Genomic DNA, 25,310 nt, shown 5'->3' on the forward strand with positions numbered 1-25,310 from the left:
TTGGATGTGGGGAGAAGCTAAAGTGAGCATCATTGTGCCGATCTATAACGTTGAGCCATATATTCATCGCTGTTTGGATAGTATTATTCATCAAACCTATTCCAATTTGGAAATCATTCTAGTAGACGACGGCTCCCCAGACGATTGCGGAAAAATAGCGAATGATTATCAACAAACAGATCGTCGAGTACACGTCATTCATCAGGAAAATGCTGGATTGTCAGACGCAAGAAACCAGGGAGTGAAGCGGGCGTCGGGCGACTATACGATGTTTGTGGACAGTGATGATTGGCTCAAGGAAACCATGGTGGAGATGATGATGACCTATATGATCAGCTATCAAGCGGATGTTGTCCAAACCGCTTTTTATTATGCTTATCAAGACAAGCTGCTGGTGGATCAACGCTACTTCAAGGAACACGATCGACCGGTTCTATTACAACAGGATCGGTTGATGTATGAATTGATCGCAAATGAAAAAGTGAAAAATTTTGCATGGGGAAAGTTATATAAAACTTCCTTCATTCGGAATATTCCATTTAAAAAAGGTGTTTTATTTGAGGATGTCTTCTGGGCCCATCACGTCATGCATCAAGTGGATCGATATCTCATACTGCATCAGCCTATGTATTATTACTATCAGCGTGATAACAGTATTGCAGCAACTTACACTACTAGAAGCTTAGATATGCTGAAGGGTTTAAAGGAAAGACATCGCTTTGTTGAATCCAATTACCCAGAGCTGATGGATACCTCGTACAAACTGATTTTAAAAACGAGTCTGATTCATTACAACTTGTGCACGTTGAACAGAAGTATCGATAGCAATAAGTTACATAGAGAAGCCATTGCGTTTTATATACGGAACAACGACATGGAGCTGAAACAAGCAATTAGCGGGGACAAACAATTACGTCTTCACTTACGATTATTCTTATGGCATCCCTATTTGTATATGGGTTATCTCGGATGGAAAAAAGGATTACGGCAAATGAAACTATTACGTACACCGACTGGATTGACAGAAGTGACAAAAGAGGTGCTAGTGAAATGATGAAAAAAATCAAGAAATGGATCGCATTCGTGTGGATTTATCTTTGTAACCTGTTGCCGATCAAGCAAAATAAAATAATGCTGTTTAGCTATTATGGCAGTAACTATGGCTGCAATCCCAAGTATATTTCGCAATATATCAACGAACATACAGCTAATCCATTTGATCTGGTCTGGGCTTTCAACGAACCGGAATCAAAGCTGGAATTACCCCATGTTCGAAAAGTGAAGAACATGTCTTGGCGATATTTTTATGAAGTATGCACGGCAAAGGTAGTTATTACAAACTACCGCACAACCGACTTATTTATCAAAAGAAAAAATCAGTATTATATTCAAACCTGGCATAGTTCCTTACGTTTAAAGCAAATTGAAAAGGACGCAGAGAATACCTTGCCAGCGAGCTACCTGCAGATGGCAAAGCAAGACGCAGCAAAATGTGATTTGGTATTATCAGGCTGTCGATTTAGTACGGATATTTTTAAAAGGGCTTTTTGGTATGACGGAGAAATTTTTGAGCATGGCACCCCGCGCAATGATTTATTGTATCAAAGCGGCTCCCGTCAACGAGATCATATACTCGCAAGATTACAGCTACCCAAAGGGAAGAAATTATTACTGTATGCACCTACCTTTCGAGCGGGCAACCATGAGGTCGTATATGATTTGGATTATCAACCATTGTCGCAGGTATTGAAGGAGAAGTTTGGAGGAGAATGGCTCGTTTTGGTGAAATTACATCCGCATTTGAGCGCTGCAACCAAGCAGTTTCATGATGGTGAGCAGGTAATCGATGTGACCTTGTACGATGATGTACAGGAATTGCTGCTGCTTGCCGATATCTTAATAACGGACTACTCATCGCTTATGTTTGATTTTGCTATTACCAAACGACCATGTTTCCTTTACACACCGGACTTAGGACAGTATGTCAATGCAGAGAGAGGCCTTTATTTTACTATTACGCAATTACCTTTTACCTATGCAACGAATCATCAAGGGCTGTACGGTAACATAATCAGCTTTCAAACGGAGGTCTATCAACAGGATGTAGTGACATTTCTCGATGAAGTCGGTTCTTACGAAGACGGTCGAGCAAGTGAGAGGTTAGTCAAGCGATTAGAGGAAGTTTGTTTTGATTATAAAACGAGGGGTGACATATATGAAACGGTATAAAATTGGATATACAACAGGCGTGTTTGATTTATTTCATGTAGGACACTTGAATATCTTACGCAAGGCAAAAGAGCAGTGTGATTTCTTGATTGTAGGTGTTAGTACCGATGAACTGGTGGAGGAATATAAAGCCAAACGGCCAGTCATTCCTTATGAAGAACGAAAAGAAATTGTAGCAGGGATGAAATACGTGGATCAAGTCATCCCCCAACACAATCGGGATAAAATGGCTGCCTGGGACTTCTTGCTTTTTAATGTGATGTTTGTTGGCGATGATTGGAAAGGAGATCCTCTATTTACTGCGTTGGAGAAAGAGTTCCAACAAGTGGGGGTGGATATTATCTATTTTCCCTATACCAAAGGGGTGTCGTCATCGCTGATGAAAGAGAAGATTAAGCTGTAAAAAGGGAGGTGTCATCGTTGAAACCTATCATCAGCGTTATCGTGCCAGTATATAATTTGGAAGCCTATATGGCTAAATGTTTAGATAGTATTCTCGCCCAAGCGTTTACGAGCATGGAAATGGTGGTTGTTAATGATGGTTCGACAGATGGCAGCGGAGCTATTTGTGACCAATTTAGCAGCAAGGATAACAGGGTGAAGGTGATCCATCAGGAACATGCTGGTGTTAGTGCAGCAAGAAATGCAGGAGTAGCGGCAGCCACTGGGGAGTATATCGGTTTTGTGGACGCCGATGATTATATTGAAAAGGATATGTATCAGCGACTCTATCAACTTTGCGAAGAAACAGGATGTGCCATATCTGTTTGCGATTTAGGAAGAGAAATAGATGGAAAACGCATAGATTCCCGTAACGGTCCGCCTTATCAAAAAGTGATGACCAATCAAGAAGCAATGTCGGAACTTTTTAAGGGACGCTTATTTCGTTTCTCTCTATGCAATAAGTTATTTAAAAAAAGCTGTTTTACGGGCGTATCTTTTCCGGTAGGACGTATCCATGAAGATTTATCGACCACATACAAGTTGTTCGCCAATGCAGAAACGGTTACTTATTCCAATTTTGCTGGCTATGTCTATGTGAAAAGGAGTCATAGTATTTTAAATGAGCGGTTTCATCAGGGCAGACTGGATGCCTTTATTGCCTGGAATGACATATTGGAATTTATTGAGCAGTATGATTCTTCTCTGCTGACGGATGTGTATGCCTGTTATGGTTATTGGTGTGTAGATAATATTTTTTACGTATTGAATCAAACAATGAATAGAAGAGAGAAGAAATTATATCTGCTGAAGATTCGGCGCTATAGTCGTAAACACTACAGGAAGATGATGAGAAATAACATCTTGTCTTATAAATATAAATATATTGTGTCGATGATTCGCTACAATATTTTTTTATTGTTATTCTCCAGCCGATTAAAGCAAACGTTGGGCCTGTCATAAAGAAAATATACAGGTGGTGAAACGATGAAAAAGAAGCTATTGTTTGTGATTGATTCATTGGATGTGGCCGGCGCTGAAAAAAGTCTGGTGACACTGTTAAATTTATTGGATTATCATCAGTATGAAGTCGATTTGCAATTATTCGCTTATGGTAATCCACTGGAGCAATTGGTTCCCGAGCAAGTCCATCTATTAAAACCATTGAGCTATACAAGCTTTGCAGGGAAGCATTGGACATCGGCGCTAATGCAATCGATGACCACAACAGACTATACGATGCTTATCTCACGAGTCAGATATTCATACCAAATTCGCAGTAAGAATTGTGGCAATATCCAGAAGGCTAGAATTTACTGGGAAAGTGCAGCACGCGTGATTGAGGATAACCCGAAGCAATATGATGTTGCGATCAGTTATGCACAAGGGGTACCTACCTTTTATGTGGCAGAGAAAATAACGGCGAAAAGAAAACTGGCCTGGGTTAATGTTAGTTATCGATTGGATCAACGTGAGAGACAGTTTCAACAATATTATTATGATCGATACGATAAAATCATCACTGTATCAGATGCAGCAAAAGAAGTTTTTTTAGAAACATTTCCTTTTTATCAAAAGAAACTAGCCATACAATATGATATTAATAATCCTGTCTTTATTACTAAAATGGCGGAAATTGGAGAAGGTTATAAAGATGATTTTGATGGTGTAAGGCTGTTAACCATTGGAAGATTAGCTCATCAAAAAGGTTATGATCTGGCACTGGAGGCCTGTAAAAAGCTGAAAGAAGCTAGCGTACATTTTAAATGGTATGCACTGGGAAAAGGTCCCTTGCAAGTAGAGATTGAAAAAAAGATAAAAAAGATGGGATTAACCGACCATTTTATTTTATTGGGGGTAAAGGCGAATCCGTATCCTTTTATTAAACAGGCGGATATTTATGTTCAGACCTCGCGTTTTGAAGGGTTTGGCCTCGCTATAGCAGAAGCCAGAATGCTGAATATTCCCGTCGTCACCTCAATCTTTGATGCCGTATATAATCAAATGGTAAACGAGAAAAATGGATTAGTCGTGGAACGAAATGCGGATGATGTTTCGGCAGCAATTAAACAAATTCTAGATAATCAACCGTTAAAAAGCCGTATCATTCAATACTTAATCCATGAGAAAAAAGGAAATGTGGAAGAAATAGAGAACTTTTATCAGTTGATTGAATCCACATAAAGGATGGTTTTCGAAATGAAGCAAAGCATATTATTTATGGTCATTAATATGAATGTAGGTGGGACAGAACGGTCATTGCTGAATAGGATTGCTGAAATGCCGGAGAATCAATATGATATTACGATTCTGATGTTGGAGAAACGTGGTGGTTTTTTAGCGTCCATCCCTGCTCATGTAAAGGTTACCTCTATCGATGAATATCCAACAATCAAAGAGATGTTAAACAGCCCACTCAGGAAAATGCTGCGTAATAATTTTCAAAAGGATAAAAGGATCAACGATTGGCGTCCCTTTTTTAGACAGTTAGGAGCAAGATTTATGAGGAATAGAGGATATTTCTTAAACTATGTGTTGAAAAACACGCCAAACTTACCAACAGCATACGATGTGGCGGTAGCTTATGCAGGTCCTATGGATCTAATAAGCTATTTTGTTTGTCACAAAATAAATGCCAAGAAAAAAGTACAGTGGATTCATTTTGATGTGACCAAGATTGATTTTGATGTATCCTTTGCTGCAAAAATTTATCGGCAATTCGATCAAGTTTATGCAGTATCTCAGGAAGGGAGAGATAAACTAATCGATAAACTCCCGAAATTAAAAGCGAAAATCGATTTTTGTGCCAATCTCATAGAGCCTGAACGGATAACGGAGAAGGCCGAGGAAGGTAAAGGATTTACAGATCATTTTCCTGGTGTAAGGATTTTAACGGTCGGCCGTTTGAGTAAAGAGAAAGGTCAGGATGTCATTATTCCCGTATTAGCAAAATTAAAAGAAAGCGGCTTTCCTGTAAGGTGGTATTGCATTGGAGAAGGAAGTGCCCAACAAGCATATGAACAGCTGATAAAAAAATATCAGTTGGAATCCGATTTTATCCTGTTAGGTGCCATGTCTAATCCTTATCCGTTTATGAAGCAATGTGATCTATACGTTCAACCATCTCGTCATGAGGGGTATTGCCTTACCCTTGCAGAAGCCAGGTGTTTTTCTAATCCGATTATTACGACTAATTTTACCGGTGCCCATGAACAGTTGTCACAGCATGCAAACAGTATAATCGTAGACGTTGATGAGCAGCAAATATATGCAGCAGTGCAACGTATGATAGAGCGAAACGATCTTCCATCGGCGGCTTCCACCTAGCTATTTTTATGAAAGAAACTATCTTGGTATATATGAAAACACGGTTGATCGTCATCACGAAAATGACGGCCAAAATCTCGTGGGAAGCGGAAAAAATGGTCGTCATCATGGAAATGACGGCCAAAATCTCGTGGGAAGCGGAAAAAATGGTCGTCATCACGAAAATGACGGCCAAAAATTCGAGTGAAGTGAGAAAAATGGTGGACGAAAATTCAATAGTTCACGAGTAGCTATACGGGATTGTATAGTAGCTATCTCCCATGGGTGAATGCCCTATAGAAAGGAAGTGAGAATGTGAAAACAACGATACAAAAAATAGCAGCACTCTTTCAGCGACGGGAAAAGAAACGACTGGTGCTTCTTTTTTTTATGATGGTAATAGCCGCCTTGTTAGAAACCATTGGAATAGGATTAATCGTTCCTTTTGTTGGTATGGTGACGAATCCAGAAATGATTCAAGAACAAGCCATTTTAGCTAAGATATATGAACTATTTTCCTTTCAAACGACTACTGCATTTATCCTATTTGCCGTTATCCTGTTATTTATCGTATTTGTCTTGAAAAATCTATATCTACTGCTTTTCAACTATGCCCAATTTAGGGTTATCCTGAATCAACAAGTAAAGTTATCACGCAATCTATTTAAGGCGTATCTAACTAAACCTTATACTTTTCATCTGCAACGGAATTCAGCAGATCTTCTCCGTAATGTAAATGAAGAGGTGCCCAAGGTGTTTCAAGGTATTATCATGTCGAGTTTTCAATTATTTACTGAAATACTGGTTATCCTTTGTATCTTGATCTTGCTGCTTATTACAGCACCAGTCGCTACATTAACGGCTGCTGTTTTATTAGGTGGAAGTGTGGTGTTGTTCTTTACCATCTTGCGCAAGAAGATTAGTACCTTAGGACAAGAACAGCAAATCGTTGGCGGAAAAATGATTAAATGGGTCAATCAAGGATTAGGAGCAAGCAAAGAAGTGAAGGTATCAGGGAAGGAAAGGTTCTTTATTGATTCCTACGCCGCTCAAAGCCAGATCAAGGCGAATAATAGCAGGTATATGAAAATGCTGGAGACAGTACCAAGGCTGTTTATTGAGACAATGTTGGTCTCGATTGTCTTGATTACCATGCTGATTATCGTGTTTCAAGGAACAGGAACAACACAACTGATCTCGACCATGGCGCTATTTGCTATGGCCGCCTTTCGTTTAATGCCGTCTATTACACGAGTGGTCGCACTGATCACAACCATTCGTTACAGTCAGCCTGCATTGAATGTCGTTTATGAAGATTTAATATGGCATAAAGAAGAAACAGAGTATGCCCATCAACTCAAACAAAAACACAAGAATTCGGGGGCAAAGACGTACACTGATTCCATACAGTTAAATAATGTCTCGTTTCGTTATCCGAATCAAACGATGGACACGATCAAGAATATATCGCTAGAAATCCCAATTGGCCAATCGATTGCGTTTATCGGAGAATCTGGTTCAGGGAAAACGACATTAGTGGACATTATACTCGGGCTGTTTGAGCCGGCAAATGGTCGTGTGTTGGCAGATGGCCAAGATATTTTCGAACAAAAACATAGTTGGCAGCAGAAAATAGGTTACATCCCGCAGACGATTTTTCTATCAGATGATACGATCCGCGGCAATGTAGCCTTTGGTATGGAAAGAGAAGAAATTGATGATGCCATGGTCTGGCAAGCACTAGAACAAGCACAATTAAAAGAGTATGTGGAAACCCTGCCAAATCAATTAGAAACAACCGTAGGAGAAAGGGGATTGAGACTGTCTGGTGGACAACGCCAACGTATTGGCATTGCCCGGGCTTTGTATCACAACCCAGAAATATTATTCATGGATGAAGCAACATCTGCATTGGATCATGAGACCGAAAAGGATATCATCAAGGCGATTGATGAACTCAAGGGTGAGAAGACATTCATTATCATTGCTCATCGATTAAGTACGATTGAAAATTGCGATATTGTTTTCGAAATTAGCGACGGTCAGGTGGTCTCCGTTCATCATGAATGGAAGCAGTCAGTAATCTAAAATCATAGTCAGTCAGAAATGAGGCTAAAGGTGGTAAAAAATAATGAGCAATCGCATGGAACAATTAGACTCGCTTCGTGGTTTAGCAGCATTAGTCGTTCTATTTAGTCATATCCCGTATTTTGCGTTTTCGCTGCCCCCTGTCGTCTATCAGGCTCTTGTATGGTTAGGTTTTACGGATGGTTACCGTGCTGTGATGTTGTTTTTTCTGTTAAGTGGTTTCGTGTTGTCACTCCCTTTCCTAAGAAAAGACAAACTGGATTATCTGCCTTATGTAATCAAACGATTGTTTAGAATTTATCTTCCCTACTTGTCTGCGATTGTTTTTGCGATGATACTATCACAAATTTTTTTGAATCAAGACATTGCGGCCATTGGTGACTGGAACCTGTTATGGAAGGAATCCATCCGTATGCCATTAGTGACGGAACATCTTTTATTCCTAGGTAATTATCATACCAATGCATTTAATGGTGTGATCTGGTCCTTGGTGCATGAATTACGTATATCTTTGATTTTCCCTTTTCTAATGCTAGTAGTGAAGCGGTTGAACTGGAAAATAATCATTACGATAGCTCTTCTGCTATCTGGCATTTCAGCGTTAAATACGATGTATCGTTGGCAGGAATCCGTGGGATATCATACAGACTATTTTAAAACGTTGCAATACACCGCTTTTTTTCTGTTTGGTTCCTTAATGGCTAAACATCGAAAAGAGCTAACAGCATTCTTTCATCATAGAAAATTTTTATCTAAATGTGCCCTGCTTTTTATGTCCTTAGGGTTGTTTCAGTTCTCGAATTTTGGTTTGCATGTTGCCTATCAACTGACAGGAATTAGTTTTTTCTCCACTCATTTTAATACGATATCAGAATATGGCATAGTTCTTGGTTGTATCGGCATAGTTGTATGTGCGTTTGGTTCAGTTAAGTTAACAAGCGTGCTGCAGCTTAAACCGTTTCTTTTTTTAGGAAGAATATCTTATAGCTTATATCTCTTTCATTTACCGGTTATTTTAACCTGCTTATACCTGCTTCAGGGATTGCTGCCATTATGGATGATATCGGTCATAGCGATGACGTTGAGTTTTGGTATAGCAGCGCTCGCCTGGCTAGCCATTGAAAACCCCGCACAAAAAATGGGCAGAAAATTAGCGCAGCGAACGAGTGACAAACAGCAAGTGTGGGTGCCCAAGAAAAAGACGGTGTGAACCAAAGAAGGAGGCAAGTGATGACTATAGAAATAAGTATGATTGTCCCTGTGTATAATCTGGAGAAGTTCTTACCAAAATGTATAGATTCGATCTTAGCTCAAACGTTCCAAGCATTTGAGTTGATTCTAGTTAACGATGGTTCTACCGATGCTAGCGGTGAACTATGCGATGCATATGCTAAACGAGACAAGCGAGTGAAGGTGATTCATAAAGAAAACGGCGGAGTGGCGTCATCACGAAATGCAGGCTTGGAGATGGCAAAAGGGAGATATATAGGGTTTGTCGATAATGATGATTATATCAATGAACAGATGCTGGAACTGTTATATACCAATGCGATGAAGTATGATTCCGATATGGTCGCCTGTGATTTTGTCAAGGTGAACGAAGACCAGCTTGTTGATAGGAAATGTGCATCGGACGATTATAAGATACAGCACTTTACCAATATAGAGGCTTTACACCAAATCTATGAAACGAATGCTCTGACGTTTATCTGTCCATGGAATAAACTTTATAAAAAATCGTTATTTCAAGATATTAGATATGAGGTTGGCAATATCAATGATGATGAAACGGTTGTGCATAAGCTGCTTGATAAGAGTGAAAAAACAACTTATATTCAGACACCATTATATTATTATGTTCAGCGTAAGGATAGTCAAATTCATTCCCTTGCTTATTCGATACGATTCGGTGCGGTATCGGCACTAAAGGATAGAGAAGTTTATTTTCGAAAGAGAAAACTAGCTTCGTTACATCAAAAAGCTCTAAAACATTATATGGAGAAGTTTTTTTGGTATTACTTTTTGGCGAAGTCCGATTCAACAGATAGGAGGCAAGCATTAAAGATGATGAAACGTTCGTTTGACCGAACCTTGTTTTATCTTTTGCTGCATAAAGAAATGGGCTGGAAGCAAAAGGTGATGTGTGTAATATTTTGCGTCCATCCATCGTTATTTGAACGCATCAACCATATTCCTACGAAAAAACGACAACTGACATAAAACAATCGAGGTGACTAGTTATGAAAGGAATTATTTTAGCAGGTGGAAATGGGACACGGCTTTACCCATTAACGCGATCTATATCGAAACAATTACTGCCCGTCTATGACAAACCGATGATTTATTACCCTATTTCTGTTTTAATGCTGGCGGGGATAACAGAAATATTAATTATTTCAACACCACATGATACGCCTCGTTTTGAACAATTGCTCGGGGATGGTGCCGAACTGGGCATTCATATTTCCTATGCTGTCCAGGAACATCCGAACGGTTTAGCAGAGGCTTTCATCATTGGCGAAGATTTTATTGGGCAGGACGATGTTGCCTTGATTTTAGGTGACAATATTTTTCATGGACATGAATTCACCTATCACTTGGAGAGAGTGTCCGCAGAATTAAACGGGGCAACGATCTTTGGTTATAATGTCAAAGATCCAAGGCGCTTTGGGGTGGTGGAATTTGATGAATATGGCCATGTGGTATCGATTGAGGAAAAACCAGCCTTTCCGAAATCAAACTATGCGATTACCGGTCTATACTTTTTCGATCATCAGGTTGTTGATTTTGCCAAACGTGTCAGGCCATCAGCTCGAGGGGAATTAGAGATAACCGATATTCTCAAGGAGTATGTCAAGCGGGGCAGATTGAATGTCGAGCTGTTGGGTCGTGGTTTTGTTTGGCTAGATACAGGCACTCACGAAGCGTTATTAGAAGCCTCCCAGTTTATTGAGATTATTGAAAAAAGACAACGTTTGAAAATTGCTTGTTTAGAAGAGATCGCCTTTTACAAGGGATATATATCCGAAACGGAGTTATTGCAACTGGCTGAGCCGCTGAAGAAGAGTCACTATGGCGCGTATTTACTGCAAATTGTCGAGACGAACCAAATGAAAAAGAAATTAGTCGTGCATAAGTAAGCCCACACTAAAAAAAGATGGCAGGTGTTAAACCATGATAGAGGTTCAACCGATATGGGATGAAGTAAAGCTGATTATCCCAAAAGTATGGCAAGACAACCGGGGTTTTTTTATGGAAAGTTATCATTATCAACAGTTAACAACATACGGAATCAAGGATCATTTCATTCAAGATAACCATTCCTTATCTGTGGAAAAGGGGACATTGAGAGGATTGCATTATCAATTGAACCCAGGCTCACAAGCAAAATTAATCCGCGTGATCAGAGGCTCTATTTTTGATGTTGTCGTAGATATTAGAAGAGATTCGGTAAATTTCGGCAAATGGTTTGGTGTCGAAATCAGTGATAAAAATAAAAAGCAATTGTACATTCCCAAAGGTTTTGCGCACGGCTTTTGCACACTGGAAGCCAATACAGAAGTGATCTATAAAGTGGATGAATACTACTATCCTGCATTAGATCGAGGTATCATCTGGAATGACCCAACGCTTCAGATTGATTGGCCGACGAGCCGGCCGATATTATCCGAGAAAGATAAGCAGCATCCGGCATTCATCCATGCGGAAGTGTTTGAAGGTGATTATGTGACACCGTGAGTGGTGTTTTTTGGCGAATGCAGGATCGAGCGCTTGTTCAGCAGAAAAAATGAACGATTATATAAGTTGAAATAATTTCTCATGGATCCGAGGTGTTTTTGATCTATTTATACGAATGAATCAAACGAGGGATGCTCAGGAAATATGCGAGAAAAGACTGGCTTGTCACGATTTATACGTTCAACTTATATAGTATGTTTGTAACTACTACTTCGAGGTTCTACAATCTTTTTTTATAAAAGGAGGCTAACGTCATGGATAGTGTAACTAAAATAGGCATTATTGGCACTGGCTTAATTGGTAACGGACTGGCCATCGAAATCAAAAAGCAATCCGATTTAGAGCTAACAAAGGTACTTACTCGTCGTGAAATAAAACAGATGTCGGCATACCCGTATCCCGAAGTTTTAACCAATTCCGTAGAAGAATTGATAAACAGCTGTCAGCTAGTAGTAGAGTGTAGTGGAGATGTGCTTTACGGAACAGAGGTAATCGATCAAGCAATAAAAGCGGCCATTCCAGTGATCACGATGAATGCAGAGCTTCAAGTGACAACAGGCAGTTATTTTGCTAGGAGAGGGTTTATTACCGAAGCGGAAGGGGATCAACCAGGTTGTTTGGCAGCGTTACATGAAAATGTTGTGCAGATGGGGTTTGAACCATTGGTGTATGGTAATATCAAAGGTTTCTTAAAATTAGATCCTAATTTAAAAGATATGGAATATTTCTCAAAGAAAAATGGGATGCGTCTAGATATGACGACATCGTTTACTGATGGGACGAAAGTGCAGATAGAGCAGGCCTTCGTTGCAAACGGACTGGGGGCGGGCATTGCCGTGGATGGGTTGCTTGCGCCACAGACAGATGATTTAAACAAGGTAGGGGAAGAACTGGCAATGACAGCAGAGCGTTTAGGTTATCCGATTAGTGACTTTGTTATAGCGCCAAAAGCGCCTCCTGGTGTATTTATCATGGCAACTCACGACCCCAGACAAAAAGATGCTCTGCGTTATTATAAAATGGGGGAAGGACCTTATTATACGTTATTGCAAAACTATCACTTATGTCATTTAGAAATCATGAAAACGATCAAGAGAGTCATTCATGGCGGCGGCATTTTATTAAATAACGGCATAACGCCTTCCGTAAGTGTAGCAGCGGTAGCCAAACGAACCTTACAGATTGGCGAGCAAGTTACCAAGGGGATTGGTAGTTTTCAAGTAAGGGGAGAAGCGGTGAAAATAGCCGGAAATGAAGCACATGTGCCCATTGGTTTATTGGTGAATGCCGTGGTTACAAGAGAAGTGAAAGTAGGCGAAATCCTCACTTTTGATGATGTTATATTGCCTGATAGTATGGCCTTAACAGCTTGGCAGGAAACCATAAAAGAAAGCACTTTTATTTCAATTTAAAAAATCCAAATTAACTATTGAATTATTAGAATAAATAGTGTATTGTTCTTTATATAGAACAAAAAATATTTGCAACTGCCCTGAAAATGTTCATCCGTTTTGTAGCATGACTTATGAATCACATCAGGTTTTTTAACATCCATCTGTTCTTTAATAAGAACAATTATTAATCCAAAGAAATAGGAGAAGATAGCATGAGTGCAATTGCTGGCATTTATCACATGAAAGATCCGGTTCCGCCATCATTTGGACAACAAATGATGCAGGTATTACACAAATTTCCATCGGATGATCGTCGAATCTGGCGTCAAGAAAATTTGTTCTTCGGCTGCCACGCCCAGTGGATAACGCCTGAATCTATGAATGAACCCCTTCCTTTTTACGATGATGAACGCCAGCTGGTTATCACGTCTGATGCTATCATTGATAATCGCGACGTATTATTTGATAGATTAGGAATTGTTCATAAGGAAAGAAAAGTTATGCCGGATAGTCAATTAATTTTACTGGCATACGACAAATGGCAAGAGGAAGTTCCACGGTATTTGCTTGGTGACTTTGCTTTTATGATCTGGGATGAACAAAAACAAAGGCTGTTTGGAGCAAGGGATTTTTCGGGCGCAAGGTCACTCTATTATTTCCGTGGGGACCAGCGATTTGCCTTCTGTACCGTTATGGAACCGTTATTGACACTGCCCTATGTACAGAGACGATTGAATGAATCGTGGCTGGCGGAGTATTTAGCCATTTCCACCTTTATCGATGCCGTTGACGTATCCCATACAGTGCTGGAAGATATCCAGCAAGTCCCGCCATCCCATACGATTACCGTATCAAACGGAAGCGTGAAGCTAAGGAAATATCACGTATTATCTTTAAATGAAAAAATCAGATGCCAACATAATGAAGAGTATACGGAGCGTTTCCGTGCTATTTTTCAACAGGCAACAGATGCCAGGCTGCGCACCTTTAAATCAGTAGGATCACACCTGAGCGGCGGGCTTGATTCCGGAGCAGTGGCGAGTTTTGCGGCAAAAACGTTGCAAACGCAACATAAAACATTGCATACCTATAGTTCCATCCCTCAAGCAGATTTTCATGATTATACGCCTAAGAACTATTTCACCGATGAGCGTCCCTATATTCGGGCCACGGTTGATTATGTAGGCAATATCGAAGAGCACTACCTTCGTTTCGCTGACAAAAATCCTTACCATGATATCGATGACTGGCTAGACATGCTTGAGTCTCCTTATAAGTTTTTTGAGAATTCATTTTGGATGAAAGGTATATTCGAACAAGCAAGGCAAGAGGACATCGGAATTTTATTAAGTGGAGCAAGAGGTAATTTCACCATATCTTGGGGCCCAGCGTTAGAATATTATGGCTATTTATTAAAAAGGTTGAAATGGATGCAGCTAGGACGTGAATTGCAGCAATACAGCAGAACTATCGGAATAGGAAGAAAAAGACTGTTGTCTCTTATCAGTCAACAAGCCTTTCCTTTTTTAGATAAGGAAACGGATCCGTCCTTCCCCATGCTTATCCATCCACACTTTGCTGACAAGATGAAGGTATTTGATAAATTGCAGGTATATGGTATGGATGCAAATGGGTTTACCGATCTTGATCTTGTGAATCAACGAACCAACGTGATAGAAAGTGAATTTATTTGGAATGGAAATGGGATAGCAAGCTCCAAGCTTTCCTTGCGATACGGTTTATGGATGCGGGACCCTACTAATGATGTCCGAGTGATTCAGTATTGCATGTCATTGCCATTAAAACAGTTTATCAATTGCGGCATGGATCGTGCACTAATTAGGCATGCCACCAAAGGATACTTGCCAGATAAGGTACGGTTAAATCAAACGAATTATGGTATTCAAGCAGCGGATTGGCTTCATCGCATGATCCCTTATTGGCAGGAATTTATCGATGAGGTAAACGAATTGCTCAGAGATAAAGAAGCAGCTACTTATTTGAACATGGATTCCATTCGAAGGGCCTTGTCAGCAGCCATAGAACAGCCAAAAGCTGCTTTTGCCTTTAAGCCAGAGTTGAGATTGCTAATGCGTGGGATTATTGTTTATCGATTCTTAAAAACCTTTAAAGGAGGTGATACCTATGAAAAAGGAATGGAAAGAACCAAAGTTGGAATCGTTGGATGTTAAAGAAACAATGGCCAGCTGGTCAGGAGATTCTTGGGATGGATTTTTCATTGGCAGATACAACAAACCCGATCCAAATCCAGAAGAAGAAATCAGTTAATGAACTAGTTTAATCCCGGTGCAGGCGTCCGTAAGCCTCGTTTTTAAGCGTGAGATGACGGACGCAAACACCCTGATCAATTCATCAATCATTAGAAATGAAGGTGACAAACGATGGCTAAAACGTCAAATATATCCTGCTATAAGGCATTCGGACTCCATATTTTCAGCGACTTGTCATTGCCGGAATTATTGCCTCACTGTGGAGGCGAGGAACAGCCCGATGTAGTGATTAAGAAAGTCGATTTATCTGCTTTATGGTCACAACTTGCAGAACCTGATTCCTATTATTACATAAAAAAGGATCTTTGTCTGATTCACGTTTCAGGTGTGGCTATTTATAGGATGGAAGCAGGCAGTGTGATTTCGTATTCACCAATAGCGGGTGTCAATGATCAGCAGCTTCGACTTTACTTGCTTGGGACGTGTTTCGGTGTATTACTGATGCAAAGGAAAGTACTGCCTATGCATGGAAGTGGTGTGATTATCGATGGGAAGGCTTATGCCATTGTGGGTGAGTCAGGTGCGGGAAAATCAACGCTTGCGTCTGCTTTTTTAAATCGAGGCTTTCGATTACTAACCGATGATATTCTTGCGGTGACGATGACGAAAAATGGCCATCCGCTCGGTATCCCTTCCTATCCACAGCAGAAGTTATGGCAGGAAAGCTTAGACGAATTCGGGATAGCCTCTCACTCCTATCAACCTATCTATCAGCGGGAAACAAAATATAAAATTCCGGTTAATCATGGGTTTATGGATAAACCAGCCCCCTTAGCCGGGGTATTTGTACTAGAGAAGGCCGAACAGCCTACAATTGAAATAGCTCCTATTCCAAAGCTGGCCTGCTTTCCTATTTTATACTATCATACCTTTCGTCATTTTATGATTCAGCGTGCTGGTTTGCTAGATTGGCATTTCTCCTTTTCGGCTGATTTGGTGAATCGGCTTGTTTTTTATCAAATTGTGCGTCCCCATTTACGGTTTACAGCCGAGGAATTAGTCGATCATATTCTACACTTAATCAACGATGGTGCTAATTTAGAAAATCACCATCCGTCAAGGAAGGAGGAGCAGCTGATATGAACAAAACCATTTCCAATCGTGATGTTGTCTGTCAATTAGAGGATCATATTGTAAGTGATATGGCTGGGGAGAAGGTCATGCTAAGCATGAAGAATGGTAAGTATTATAACCTCGGTGAAATAGGCGGGGTGATTTGGGATTATCTGAAAGAACCGATTGCTATACAAGATTTAATTCATCGATTAGTTAGGGAATATGACGTGGAAGAACAGGCGTGCAGTGATCAAGTTCTCCAATTTATCGAGCATTTAGCAACAGAAGAGCTTATAAAAGTAGAGAGCACTTAAAAAAGGAGCAGCAGGATGAGAAAAGTAAAAATACTCTTGGCATTAAATATAAGAATGAAATGTCTACTTATGGAAGCATTTGTTTTCCTTGCTCTGGCTCGTCTGTTAAAGACGTTTTCCTTTGCCAAAATAGCGCCTTCATTAGGAGAAAGAATGAAAGAAACATCAACGGATATCGATAATGGGTATAAGAAAACGTTAATGGAAATCTCACAAGCAATCGATATGATAAGCAAATATACCTTTTGGGAAAGCGAATGTCTGGTCCGAGGGATTGCAGCTTTAAAAATGTTAGAAAGACGGAAGATTGAGAGTACGCTTTACCTGGGAACAGCCAAAGACGAAGCGGGAAAATTGATGGCACATGCCTGGCTGCGCAGTGGTCCATTTTGTATAACCGGAGCAGAAGGGATGGAGCGATTTACGATGGTTAGCACATTCGCCAAAACAATAGAGATGAAAGATAAAAGGTGACGAAAATGGAAAATAGATTAGACTTAAAGCATATACCAAAAGAATTGTTGCTGATCATGGATTTACTTAAGGATAATGATGATAGGCAGATATCTGAAGTGCGTTTCTTTGACCTGGATTGGAATAGGTTCATTGATTTAGCGATTCATCATCGTGTGTACTCCCTGCTGTATCTTCAGTTAAAGCAGATAGAGAGTGACGCTATCCCTTCCACTGTACGAAAGCAATTGGCGTACCTTTATCGAAAAAATACGATCAAAATGCTTTTCCTCAGTGCAGAAATGCAAGAGGTAAGCAAGTTGTTTAAGATTCATCAAATACGTACACTTTTCTTAAAGGGACCGGTGCTTGCACAAACATTATATGGTGATATTTCCCTTCGTACATCCAGGGATCTTGATATTCTTATACCAATTGAACAGCTGGATCAGGCAGAGGAACTGCTTTTCAAGCGTGGTTATCAAAAGGAATATGAGATCAATAAAGCGTTGAATGAATGGAAATGGAGACATCGACATGTTAATTATTATCATCCAGATAAGCAAATCACCATCGAAATACATTGGAGATTAAATACTGGTCCAGCGAAAGAACCACGATTTAATGAATTGTGGAATAGAAGACAAGACGTACCATCGATCCATGACGTCAATATGCTAAGTGATGAGGATCTTTATTGGTATCTGAATACACATGGCTCCCAGCATGGCTGGTCGCGATTACGTTGGTTAGTAGATATCAAGCAGCTCATCCATCGAGATTTAGACTGGGGCAAGGTAAGCCAGCGATTAAAGCAGTATGGTTATTTCCATGTTGGAGGGCAAGGTCTGGTGTTAGTATCAGAATTATTAAATGGAAAGATTTCGAATGAGGCAGCGTCTCATTTGATCAATCGCCGCTCCAAAAAATTAGCGATAAAATCGATTTTTTACTTGGAATCAATGATTAATATTCATTCCTTACCCTTACCAGAAGCGGTAGTGAAGTATCATAAAAGGTATTTAATTGAATTAATGTCGCTGGAGCAACGGGTTTTGTTTACACTAAGCTTCCTGTATCCATATCCAGATGATGTCAAAACCTTACCATTACCAAAATCGCTACATTTTCTCTATTTTCCGCTCCGTCCCTTTCTTTGGGCATGGAGAAAAACGAGAAAACACGCCTTATCATAAGGAGACACACAGATGAAAGCCATTATTTATTTCTTGAAACAAATCCATCGTTACTCAGGAAAGATCGTTTATATTAATTTATTGGCCGTGACAGGCATCGGTTTATTGGATAGTATGGCTATTCTGTTACTTGTTCCATTGCTTAGTACCAGCGGTCTTGTTGATATGGGAACAACAGATATACCAATTGTGCATATGTTTGGTTCTTTTGCAGATATGCCAATGGCGTTTGGGTTGCCGGTTATATTGGCTATCTTTGTCGTGATTGTCATTGGGCAGAATTTGGTCAAAAGAATATTAAATGTGAAAAACACCAGGATACAGCAAGGTTTTTTACGATATATGCGGGTAGAAACCTATCAATTGCTTTTATATGCCAACTGGCAGCTGTTCCTTAAAAATAGAAAATCAGATTTCATCAATATGTTAACATCCGAGATTGCTCGTTCCAGTGTAGGGGCATATTCGGTATTACAATTTATTTCCTCTCTGGGGCTTTCATTTATCCAAATTGTACTTGCCTTTATCCTTTCTCCGATGATTACAATCTTTATCCTTGTCTGTGGATTGGTTCTTATTCTTTTTAATCGTAAATTTTTAAAACGATCGTTGACTTTGGGAGGCAGGAATTACGAGTTATCAAAGGAATACATTAGCGGGATTACCGATCATCTGGATGGAATTAAAGACATTAAAAGCAATACATTGGAAAGATCTCGGTTAAACTGGTTTGGCATGATCACAAAAGAAATAGAAAAAGAGCAAGTAGAATTTATGAGGTTGAAGTCCACTTCGCAATTATATTATAAAGCAGCCTCGGCGATTCTAATTGCTCTTATTATATATGTTGCGGTAATGATGTTCCAAGCTCAAGCAGCACAACTGATGTTGATTATCATTTTGTTTTCCAGGTTGTGGCCCAGGGTGACAGGCATTCAATCATCACTGGAACAAATAGCGACAACGGTCCCTTCCTTTTATGCTGTGATCGCCTTGCAGGAAGAATGTAAAATGGCTAAGGAATGCAACATCGATGAGAAGACTGACAACACCTCTATGACGATGAAACAACATATTCGTTGTAGCCAGATCCATTTCCGCTACCATAAAAAGGAATATTATGCCTTAAAGAATATCCATCTTACTATTCCTTCTCATCAAATGACAGCCATTGTTGGTCGCTCTGGTGCAGGTAAAAGCACTTTAATTGATTTATTAATGGGTCTGAATCGTCCAGAGTGTGGAGAGATTTTAATCGATGGGGTACCACTTACTGATGAAAATCTATTTGCTTGGAGAAGATCTATCAGCTATGTGCCACAAGAACCGTTTCTATTTCACACCAGTATCAGAGAAAATTTAACCATGGTAAAGGCAGGTGCCACAGAAGAAGAAATGTGGCAGGCGCTGGAATTCTCTTCTGCTATTACCTTTGTCAAACAGCTTCCAGAAGGACTAGACACCATTATCGGTGATCGCGGTATTAAGTTGTCTGGTGGAGAAAGGCAGCGGCTTGTATTAGCACGTGCCATTTTAAGAAAGCCATCCATTCTTGTTTTGGATGAAGCAACCAGTGCACTAGACACGGAGAATGAAGTCAAGATTCAATCTGCTTTGGAACGGCTGAAGGGCAAGATGACGATAATCATCATTGCCCATCGATTATCAACGATTCGACATGCCGATCAGGTCGTTGTCTTAGAAGAAGGACAGATCATTCAGCAAGGTGGTTTTGCCGAGCTTTCCCAAGAGACGAAAAGTATGTTCCACCATTTGTTACGTAACCAGATGGAAGCAGTCAGGTAGGGGAAGTCTGATGGATAAAATAATAAAGAGAATAATTCAGGGAATCGGCTGTCTCGTCCTTGTGATCACATTATATACGATTTGGGATAATCATCGATTTGTGGTTGTCGAACAAGAAATCATAATCGATCTTCTTCCAGAAGAGTTAGACGAATTCCGCATACTTCAGGTTAGTGATTTACATGAAAAACAATTTGGTAAAAATCAAAAAAGATTAGTAACCGCAATTAATTCAATTGATTATGATGCCATTGTGTTCACGGGGGATATGCTGGATGAATCAGAAAGCACTAATTACGATCGTTTCTATTCATTGATTGAAGGAATCGATAATAAAGACAATGCGTTCTATGTAGCTGGAAATACGGATCCTGCCAATTATCATGTTGAACAAAAGGTAGAAAAAAGCCCGTTTATCAGTGGGATGGAAGCAAGAGGGGTGGAACTATTAGAGTCTATTCAAGGCCTTACGGCGGGGGAAGGTACGGTATATTTGGTTAACTTTGAATTATCCGTTTTAAAGACTCCACAGTATGCAACGAATGTGCAAGGTATTTTGCAGCCGGAGTACGTAAATGATGAAAACTATCAATTATATCAAGCAGCACGATGGCAAGAATTATCCGTACTCGATCAACGAAAAGAGGCGGATGTTATGGTTGCTCTAAATCATTATCCAATACCTGATATTCGAGTTGATCATATCCAAGCTAATCCTCATTTAACATGGCGGGATTATGATTTGATCATGGCAGGGCACTATCATGGCGGGCAGATTCGTGTACCGTTGGTTGGCGCTCTCTTCGTTCCAGAACCTTGGTATGAACCAAACGGTATCTTTCCTCCACAAGATCGTGTCAAGGGGTTATGGGAGTATAAAGGAACGAAACAATACGTGAGTACAGGTCTTGGCAGCAGCGGCGCGTTATCCTTTAGCAAATTCCGGCTGTTTAATCCTCCTGAAATCAATCTGGTTCGATTAAAGACAGCAGCCAACATAGAGTAAAGATTTCCTGAAGCAGTCAACCTGCGTGTCATTTTTGTGGTGTTTGTCGCATATCTTTTAAAAGTTAGCAAATTATTAACATTCCTCAGTATGAAATAAGCAATATCTTTGATATGCTTATAAATATAATGAAACGCTTTACCGGTAATAAAATTAATTTAACTAAATAAAGGCAAATCAATCTAAAGATTGAGACGCAAAGTCACAGACCTAACGTTTTTCGACTATGGTGGCTGGACTACAGAAAGGGGGGACACGTGAGCAGTAACTTACTTTTTTCAAGGGATTTAGATGCTGAATGGGCTGAGCTAATTTTAGAAGCACATAAACTTGGCATAACTAAAGAAGAAATAAGGGAATTTCTTAATAAGCCAGAATCATTCCTGCCTTTAAGTAAAAAGTAAATGAAGTATAGGAGGATGTGTAAAGTAGGAATGGTCCTCATTCCAGCTTTACATGGATTTGTAGTATGTTCCGAATTATTGATGAACACAGAAAGCAGAAAGATAGATGGTAGGTAAAAGATCTTTCTGGCTGGCTTCTCCAATTTGCTAACAGCCTAAATAATCCTGGTTGATATCGTTTGGGTTTGCGTGTTTAATGCTCTTCAGACAAAAAGAGTACAAGATTATTCGCTATCAAACTAAACATCATTTTACCTCATTATTTCCATAAGGGTAACTGCTCATTTGTTTCTGATAAAGCCATTTAATTGATATAAGTTGGAGGTGCATTTTATCACAGTGTTATAATCGTTCGAGTCCCCACTTCAAGCTGCCAGAGGAATAAAAAATGAGTGAGGACAACGGGGATAACATTAGTCGAGGATGTAGAAACAAACGGAGTCCGCGACGACAATCGCAATGCCTGCACCAGTACAGGTCTTGTGCAACGAAAACCCTTAAGACTAGTAGTGGCTGGCTTTGCGATACGTAGAACCACTCTTCTGAATAAGAGAGTGGCTGTGAACGAGTCTATTTTTCTGTGCAAGACAAGCGCTCCGGAGTGGTTTGCCGGAGCGTTGTTATGTTATCCTTGTGCTAACATATGAAGTCCATAATGACGATCTCCATTTATTTGTGAAGCGTAGGTATACCTCTATTGTGACAGTTAATCGTCCATAAACGAACATTTTTTGAATATCCTCTAATTATATTAGAACTCTTCACCAAAATTATGATATAATCGCATAGAAGGTAGGTGAAGAACTTGATTGGTGAAAAAATAAAACAGCTCCGCAATGAAAAGCGGATGTCTCTTTCCGAACTAGCTGAAAAAGCTGGAATAGCAAAATCCTATTTAAGTTCAATTGAGCGAAACCTTCAATCTAATCCATCAATCCAGTTTATGGAAAAAATCAGTCAAGTACTAGGAGTTTCAGTGAATGAATTGATAAATGAAGACCGTCCAATCGCTGATGAAGAGTTAGATAGTGAATGGATGAATATTGTGAAAGAGGCAATGGAATCAGGAGTCTCGAAGGAACAATTCAAAGAATATCTGGAATTTAATAAATGGCGTCAAGACCATGATAAATAAATCATTGAACCGTTTAGCAATTTGCTTTGCGGTTTTTTTGATGTGTAAAAAAGTATAAAATTCGCACTACTATAAGTAGTAGAACAGCTTTAATCTTGAATAGTTGAAACCACATTCATAACAAGGACCATGCTGCTATCCTATCAACAGTCCCATACCTAGCTTTTTGCAATAGAAGAGCATGAGTTTCACGCATATGTATCGCACTCCTCCTTAAATGATACTCCAATAACCAAACCCCACAGCTTAAGTGAAGGATTATGAATGGTGTTACCAGGATAAAAATGATGAAGTCAGTTGACTTAGAGTTAACTTTAAGTATTAGAATAAACATAAAGTATATAATACCAACATGTACTTTATGGAAATTTATACAAGGAGATGGTCATATGATATTAAACGAAAATTTTCAGCTGGCTAATGGAGTGGAGATTCCTAAAATTGGACTGGGTACATGGTTTATCAATAATAACGATGTTGCACAGGCCGTAGTAGACGCGGTGCAAATTGGTTATCGCCATATTGACACGGCTCAAGCATATGGTAATGAAAGTGGTGTTGGTGAGGGGATTAAAGCCTGTGGTGTGAACCGTGAAGACTTATTTATTACGACAAAACTTGCTGCAGAAGTGAAATCATACGAAGAAGCCGTTGCCTCCATTAATCAATCGTTAGAGACAATGGGTCTGGATTATATTGACATGATGATCATTCACAGCCCACAACCATGGATGGATTTTGGCGAAGAGGCCCGATTTTTTGAAGGAAATCAAGAAGCTTGGCAAGCTCTGGAAGAAGCCTATCAAGCAGGAAAACTTCGTGCTATTGGGGTATCGAACTTCCAAAAAGAGGATCTGGATAACCTTATAAGTAATGGTACGGTTAAACCAATGGTAAATCAAATTTTAGCTCATATTAGTAACACACCATTTGATTTGATTGCCTATTCACAAGAACAAGATATCTTAGTTGAGGCATATTCCCCAATTGCACACGGTGAATTGTTCAAAAACGTGAAAGTTGCCGAAATCGCAGAAAAATATGGTGTGTCTATCCCACAATTAAGTATTCGTTATACCTTACAACTTGGGCTGCTTCCACTACCTAAAACGGCAAAACCTGATCATATGAAAAACAATGCCGAAGTGGACTTTACTATTTCTGATCAAGATATGGAATTCTTGAAAAATGTAGAGCGCATTGAAGATTATGGTGACGCGAGTGATATGCCTGTATTTGGTGGTAAGTTGAAATAAACGTAAATGAATAGAACAAAAAAAGACATGAGTCGCATTTTTGTTTGAAAAACTTAATCAGCAAAAGCCCTTTCTTTGGTTACTCATCCACGGAAAGGGTCTTTTTTATAATGCCTTTCCCAGTAAATCCCCTGCGTGATTCCATCTTATCGAAACAACACCCTCATCTTGAGAAAAATAATTTACTCGTTCCAAAATAATTTACTTTTTAAGGAAAGCTTAACCAGTCAATTATAAGGGTAATATAGAACAATCCATGCTATTTTATTATCTAATTGTTTATAATACAATCAATCTTAAGAAATTAGGTGATGACCATGACTGTGCAAGGAGTGCAGTATTTTAACAATCCAATCACCGTTACTTATCGGTTGAAGGGATTTGAAGAAGAAATCAAATCACATTCTCATCAACATTATGAGATTTTTTTCTTTCACCAAGGGAATTGTCGTTATTTAATCAATCATCATATTTATGATTTGAAGTCGGGAGACATTCTGTTAATGGATGGTCTGGCATTGCACAAACCAAATGTTCCGGACGATAGCGACTATATCAGAAGTCATATCCATTTCGATCCCAATTATATTGCACCCATTTTAGAATCATTAGGAGCTACACAATTATTAAATGTATTTCATCGGCTGCATCATTGTCTCATACGACCAACGGAAAAAAATAAGTTGGAAGGTTTAGAATCACTTTTCAAGAAAATGAATGAAGCTCAGTCTGAAGAAGGCACTGCGCAGCAAGAAGAATGGATATTAAAGATTTTACTCACCCATGTTTTAATTAAGGTCAATCATTTAGGGCAAATAACGTCTCAAAAGGAAACCTCTGCTCACAACGACAAAGCACGACAAGCAGAAAAAATCACATCAATTATTCGAGCGAATTTTCAAAATAAACTATCACTTGAGTTGATTGCCAACGAGGTCCAATTAAGTCCATCTTATGTTTCTCATGTTTTTAAAGAAATGACAGGGTTTGCAGTAATGGAATATGTGATGGCAGTGAGACTACAGCAGGTAAAGTTACTATTAGAGATGGAAACGAACAAGACATTACAACAAATAGCAAAAGAATGCGGTTTTGAAAGCGCAGCACATTTTACTCGATTTTTTAAAGGGAATGAAGGAATCACACCTAAACAATATCGAGAGAATCAATGGCAAATACAGAAAAGGAGTGAATGAC

General features: G+C 39.5%; 25 protein-coding genes and 1 riboswitch. All 25 genes read left to right on the plus strand.

Translation table 11 applies throughout. The features are described from left to right. Positions 1–4 precede the first annotated feature (4 nt). The 25 genes from E0E32_RS00650 (at position 5) to E0E32_RS00770 (ending at position 25,309) form a co-directional block, all read left to right on the plus strand. Complete coding sequence (locus E0E32_RS00650; protein WP_130858643.1) at positions 5–1,054, plus strand: glycosyltransferase family 2 protein; 1,050 nt, start codon at positions 5–7, stop codon at positions 1,052–1,054. Next, positions 970–2,229 carry a CDP-glycerol glycerophosphotransferase family protein gene (locus E0E32_RS00655; RefSeq protein ID WP_286171600.1) on the plus strand — a complete coding sequence of 420 codons (1,260 nt, stop codon included), beginning with the start codon at positions 970–972 and terminating at the stop codon, positions 2,227–2,229. The genes E0E32_RS00650 and E0E32_RS00655 overlap by 85 nt, the downstream gene beginning before the upstream one ends. Continuing rightward, entirely contained in the window at positions 2,216–2,632 is a 417-nt protein-coding gene (locus E0E32_RS00660) for an FAD synthase family protein (protein WP_130858644.1), read from the plus strand. The genes E0E32_RS00655 and E0E32_RS00660 overlap by 14 nt, the downstream gene beginning before the upstream one ends. 17 nt (positions 2,633–2,649) lie before the next feature. Beyond that, positions 2,650–3,633: a glycosyltransferase gene (locus E0E32_RS00665; protein WP_130858645.1), complete on the plus strand. Its 984-nt coding sequence runs from the start codon at positions 2,650–2,652 to the stop codon at positions 3,631–3,633. Positions 3,634–3,657: 24 nt separating this feature from the next. After that, positions 3,658–4,854, plus strand: coding sequence for a glycosyltransferase (locus tag E0E32_RS00670; protein ID WP_130858646.1), 1,197 nt, complete (start codon positions 3,658–3,660; stop codon positions 4,852–4,854). Between the two features lie 15 nt (positions 4,855–4,869). Continuing rightward, positions 4,870–5,997 carry a glycosyltransferase gene (locus tag E0E32_RS00675; protein WP_165444908.1) on the plus strand — a complete coding sequence of 376 codons (1,128 nt, stop codon included), beginning with the start codon at positions 4,870–4,872 and terminating at the stop codon, positions 5,995–5,997. Positions 5,998–6,029: 32 nt separating this feature from the next. After that, entirely contained in the window at positions 6,030–6,227 is a 198-nt protein-coding gene (locus E0E32_RS00680) for a hypothetical protein (protein WP_165444909.1), read from the plus strand. 64 nt (positions 6,228–6,291) lie between these two features. Next, complete coding sequence (locus tag E0E32_RS00685) at positions 6,292–8,064, plus strand: ABC transporter ATP-binding protein (RefSeq protein ID WP_130858649.1); 1,773 nt, start codon at positions 6,292–6,294, stop codon at positions 8,062–8,064. A 43-nt stretch (positions 8,065–8,107) separates the two neighbouring features. Beyond that, complete coding sequence (locus E0E32_RS00690; RefSeq protein WP_130858650.1) at positions 8,108–9,274, plus strand: acyltransferase family protein; 1,167 nt, start codon at positions 8,108–8,110, stop codon at positions 9,272–9,274. A gap of 20 nt (positions 9,275–9,294) precedes the next feature. After that, complete coding sequence (locus tag E0E32_RS00695) at positions 9,295–10,284, plus strand: glycosyltransferase family 2 protein (protein ID WP_130858651.1); 990 nt, start codon at positions 9,295–9,297, stop codon at positions 10,282–10,284. Between the two features lie 20 nt (positions 10,285–10,304). Then, positions 10,305–11,204: a glucose-1-phosphate thymidylyltransferase RfbA gene (gene rfbA, locus E0E32_RS00700; protein ID WP_066186721.1), complete on the plus strand. Its 900-nt coding sequence runs from the start codon at positions 10,305–10,307 to the stop codon at positions 11,202–11,204. A gap of 34 nt (positions 11,205–11,238) precedes the next feature. Continuing rightward, entirely contained in the window at positions 11,239–11,802 is a 564-nt protein-coding gene (rfbC, locus tag E0E32_RS00705) for a dTDP-4-dehydrorhamnose 3,5-epimerase (RefSeq protein WP_207302257.1), read from the plus strand. Positions 11,803–12,056: 254 nt separating this feature from the next. After that, on the plus strand, positions 12,057–13,214 hold the full coding sequence (locus E0E32_RS00710; RefSeq protein ID WP_130858652.1) for an NAD(P)-dependent oxidoreductase: 1,158 nt from the start codon (positions 12,057–12,059) through the stop codon (positions 13,212–13,214). A gap of 194 nt (positions 13,215–13,408) precedes the next feature. Further along, the gene (locus tag E0E32_RS00715) at positions 13,409–15,388 is read left to right on the plus strand and encodes an asparagine synthase-related protein (RefSeq protein WP_130858653.1); all 1,980 of its coding nucleotides are present in this window, start codon (positions 13,409–13,411) and stop codon (positions 15,386–15,388) included. Beyond that, positions 15,342–15,485, plus strand: a complete 144-nt coding sequence (locus E0E32_RS00720) for a paeninodin family lasso peptide (protein ID WP_130858654.1) — start codon at positions 15,342–15,344, stop codon at positions 15,483–15,485. Before E0E32_RS00715 ends, E0E32_RS00720 begins: the two co-directional genes overlap by 47 nt. Positions 15,486–15,598: 113 nt before the next feature. Further along, entirely contained in the window at positions 15,599–16,570 is a 972-nt protein-coding gene (locus E0E32_RS00725) for an aldolase (protein ID WP_130858655.1), read from the plus strand. Further along, the gene (locus E0E32_RS00730; protein WP_130858656.1) at positions 16,567–16,857 is read left to right on the plus strand and encodes a lasso peptide biosynthesis PqqD family chaperone; all 291 of its coding nucleotides are present in this window, start codon (positions 16,567–16,569) and stop codon (positions 16,855–16,857) included. The genes E0E32_RS00725 and E0E32_RS00730 overlap by 4 nt, the downstream gene beginning before the upstream one ends. Before the next feature lie 15 nt (positions 16,858–16,872). Beyond that, on the plus strand, positions 16,873–17,331 hold the full coding sequence (locus E0E32_RS00735) for a lasso peptide biosynthesis B2 protein (protein ID WP_066186735.1): 459 nt from the start codon (positions 16,873–16,875) through the stop codon (positions 17,329–17,331). 5 nt (positions 17,332–17,336) lie between these two features. Then, on the plus strand, positions 17,337–18,506 hold the full coding sequence (locus tag E0E32_RS00740) for a nucleotidyltransferase domain-containing protein (RefSeq protein ID WP_066186737.1): 1,170 nt from the start codon (positions 17,337–17,339) through the stop codon (positions 18,504–18,506). A 12-nt stretch (positions 18,507–18,518) separates the two neighbouring features. Beyond that, entirely contained in the window at positions 18,519–20,312 is a 1,794-nt protein-coding gene (locus E0E32_RS00745) for an ABC transporter ATP-binding protein (RefSeq protein WP_130858657.1), read from the plus strand. A 10-nt stretch (positions 20,313–20,322) separates the two neighbouring features. Next, complete coding sequence (locus tag E0E32_RS00750; RefSeq protein WP_066186742.1) at positions 20,323–21,318, plus strand: metallophosphoesterase; 996 nt, start codon at positions 20,323–20,325, stop codon at positions 21,316–21,318. Positions 21,319–21,479: 161 nt separating this feature from the next. Continuing rightward, positions 21,480–21,564, plus strand: a riboswitch (cyclic di-GMP riboswitch). Positions 21,565–21,575: 11 nt separating this feature from the next. Further along, positions 21,576–21,722: an anti-repressor SinI family protein gene (locus tag E0E32_RS00755; protein ID WP_130858658.1), complete on the plus strand. Its 147-nt coding sequence runs from the start codon at positions 21,576–21,578 to the stop codon at positions 21,720–21,722. 805 nt (positions 21,723–22,527) lie between these two features. Continuing rightward, positions 22,528–22,857 (plus strand): helix-turn-helix domain-containing protein, encoded by a 330-nt coding sequence (locus E0E32_RS00760; RefSeq protein ID WP_066186745.1) that lies wholly within the window; start codon positions 22,528–22,530, stop codon positions 22,855–22,857. 389 nt (positions 22,858–23,246) lie between these two features. Beyond that, positions 23,247–24,113: an aldo/keto reductase gene (locus tag E0E32_RS00765; protein WP_066186748.1), complete on the plus strand. Its 867-nt coding sequence runs from the start codon at positions 23,247–23,249 to the stop codon at positions 24,111–24,113. Between the two features lie 317 nt (positions 24,114–24,430). Further along, positions 24,431–25,309, plus strand: coding sequence for a helix-turn-helix transcriptional regulator (locus tag E0E32_RS00770; protein WP_165444910.1), 879 nt, complete (start codon positions 24,431–24,433; stop codon positions 25,307–25,309). The last annotated feature ends 1 nt before the right edge of the window (position 25,310 follow it).

Origin of the sequence: Gracilibacillus phocaeensis (assembly GCF_900626275.1) — a bacterium.
Classification (GTDB): domain Bacteria; phylum Bacillota; class Bacilli; order Bacillales; family Amphibacillaceae; genus Gracilibacillus; species Gracilibacillus timonensis.

Bases quoted from the DNA above. Each gene is read 5' to 3' on its own strand.
- E0E32_RS00730 (WP_130858656.1), top strand. From the start codon at position 16,567: ATGAACAAAACCATTTCCAATCGTGATGTTGTCTGTCAATTAGAGGAT.
- E0E32_RS00710 (WP_130858652.1), top strand. From the start codon at position 12,057: ATGGATAGTGTAACTAAAATAGGCATTATTGGCACTGGCTTAATTGGT.
- rfbC (WP_207302257.1), top strand. From the start codon at position 11,239: ATGATAGAGGTTCAACCGATATGGGATGAAGTAAAGCTGATTATCCCA.
- E0E32_RS00695 (WP_130858651.1), top strand. From the start codon at position 9,295: ATGACTATAGAAATAAGTATGATTGTCCCTGTGTATAATCTGGAGAAG.
- E0E32_RS00750 (WP_066186742.1), top strand. From the start codon at position 20,323: ATGGATAAAATAATAAAGAGAATAATTCAGGGAATCGGCTGTCTCGTC.
- rfbA (WP_066186721.1), top strand. From the start codon at position 10,305: ATGAAAGGAATTATTTTAGCAGGTGGAAATGGGACACGGCTTTACCCA.
- E0E32_RS00770 (WP_165444910.1), top strand. From the start codon at position 24,431: ATGACTGTGCAAGGAGTGCAGTATTTTAACAATCCAATCACCGTTACT.
- E0E32_RS00650 (WP_130858643.1), top strand. From the start codon at position 5: ATGTGGGGAGAAGCTAAAGTGAGCATCATTGTGCCGATCTATAACGTT.
- E0E32_RS00740 (WP_066186737.1), top strand. From the start codon at position 17,337: ATGGAAAATAGATTAGACTTAAAGCATATACCAAAAGAATTGTTGCTG.
- E0E32_RS00765 (WP_066186748.1), top strand. From the start codon at position 23,247: ATGATATTAAACGAAAATTTTCAGCTGGCTAATGGAGTGGAGATTCCT.
- E0E32_RS00715 (WP_130858653.1), top strand. From the start codon at position 13,409: ATGAGTGCAATTGCTGGCATTTATCACATGAAAGATCCGGTTCCGCCA.
- E0E32_RS00670 (WP_130858646.1), top strand. From the start codon at position 3,658: ATGAAAAAGAAGCTATTGTTTGTGATTGATTCATTGGATGTGGCCGGC.
- E0E32_RS00690 (WP_130858650.1), top strand. From the start codon at position 8,108: ATGAGCAATCGCATGGAACAATTAGACTCGCTTCGTGGTTTAGCAGCA.
- E0E32_RS00745 (WP_130858657.1), top strand. From the start codon at position 18,519: ATGAAAGCCATTATTTATTTCTTGAAACAAATCCATCGTTACTCAGGA.
- E0E32_RS00660 (WP_130858644.1), top strand. From the start codon at position 2,216: ATGAAACGGTATAAAATTGGATATACAACAGGCGTGTTTGATTTATTT.
- E0E32_RS00655 (WP_286171600.1), top strand. From the start codon at position 970: ATGGAAAAAAGGATTACGGCAAATGAAACTATTACGTACACCGACTGG.
- E0E32_RS00725 (WP_130858655.1), top strand. From the start codon at position 15,599: ATGGCTAAAACGTCAAATATATCCTGCTATAAGGCATTCGGACTCCAT.
- E0E32_RS00675 (WP_165444908.1), top strand. From the start codon at position 4,870: ATGAAGCAAAGCATATTATTTATGGTCATTAATATGAATGTAGGTGGG.
- E0E32_RS00735 (WP_066186735.1), top strand. From the start codon at position 16,873: ATGAGAAAAGTAAAAATACTCTTGGCATTAAATATAAGAATGAAATGT.
- E0E32_RS00680 (WP_165444909.1), top strand. From the start codon at position 6,030: ATGAAAACACGGTTGATCGTCATCACGAAAATGACGGCCAAAATCTCG.
- E0E32_RS00720 (WP_130858654.1), top strand. From the start codon at position 15,342: ATGAAAAAGGAATGGAAAGAACCAAAGTTGGAATCGTTGGATGTTAAA.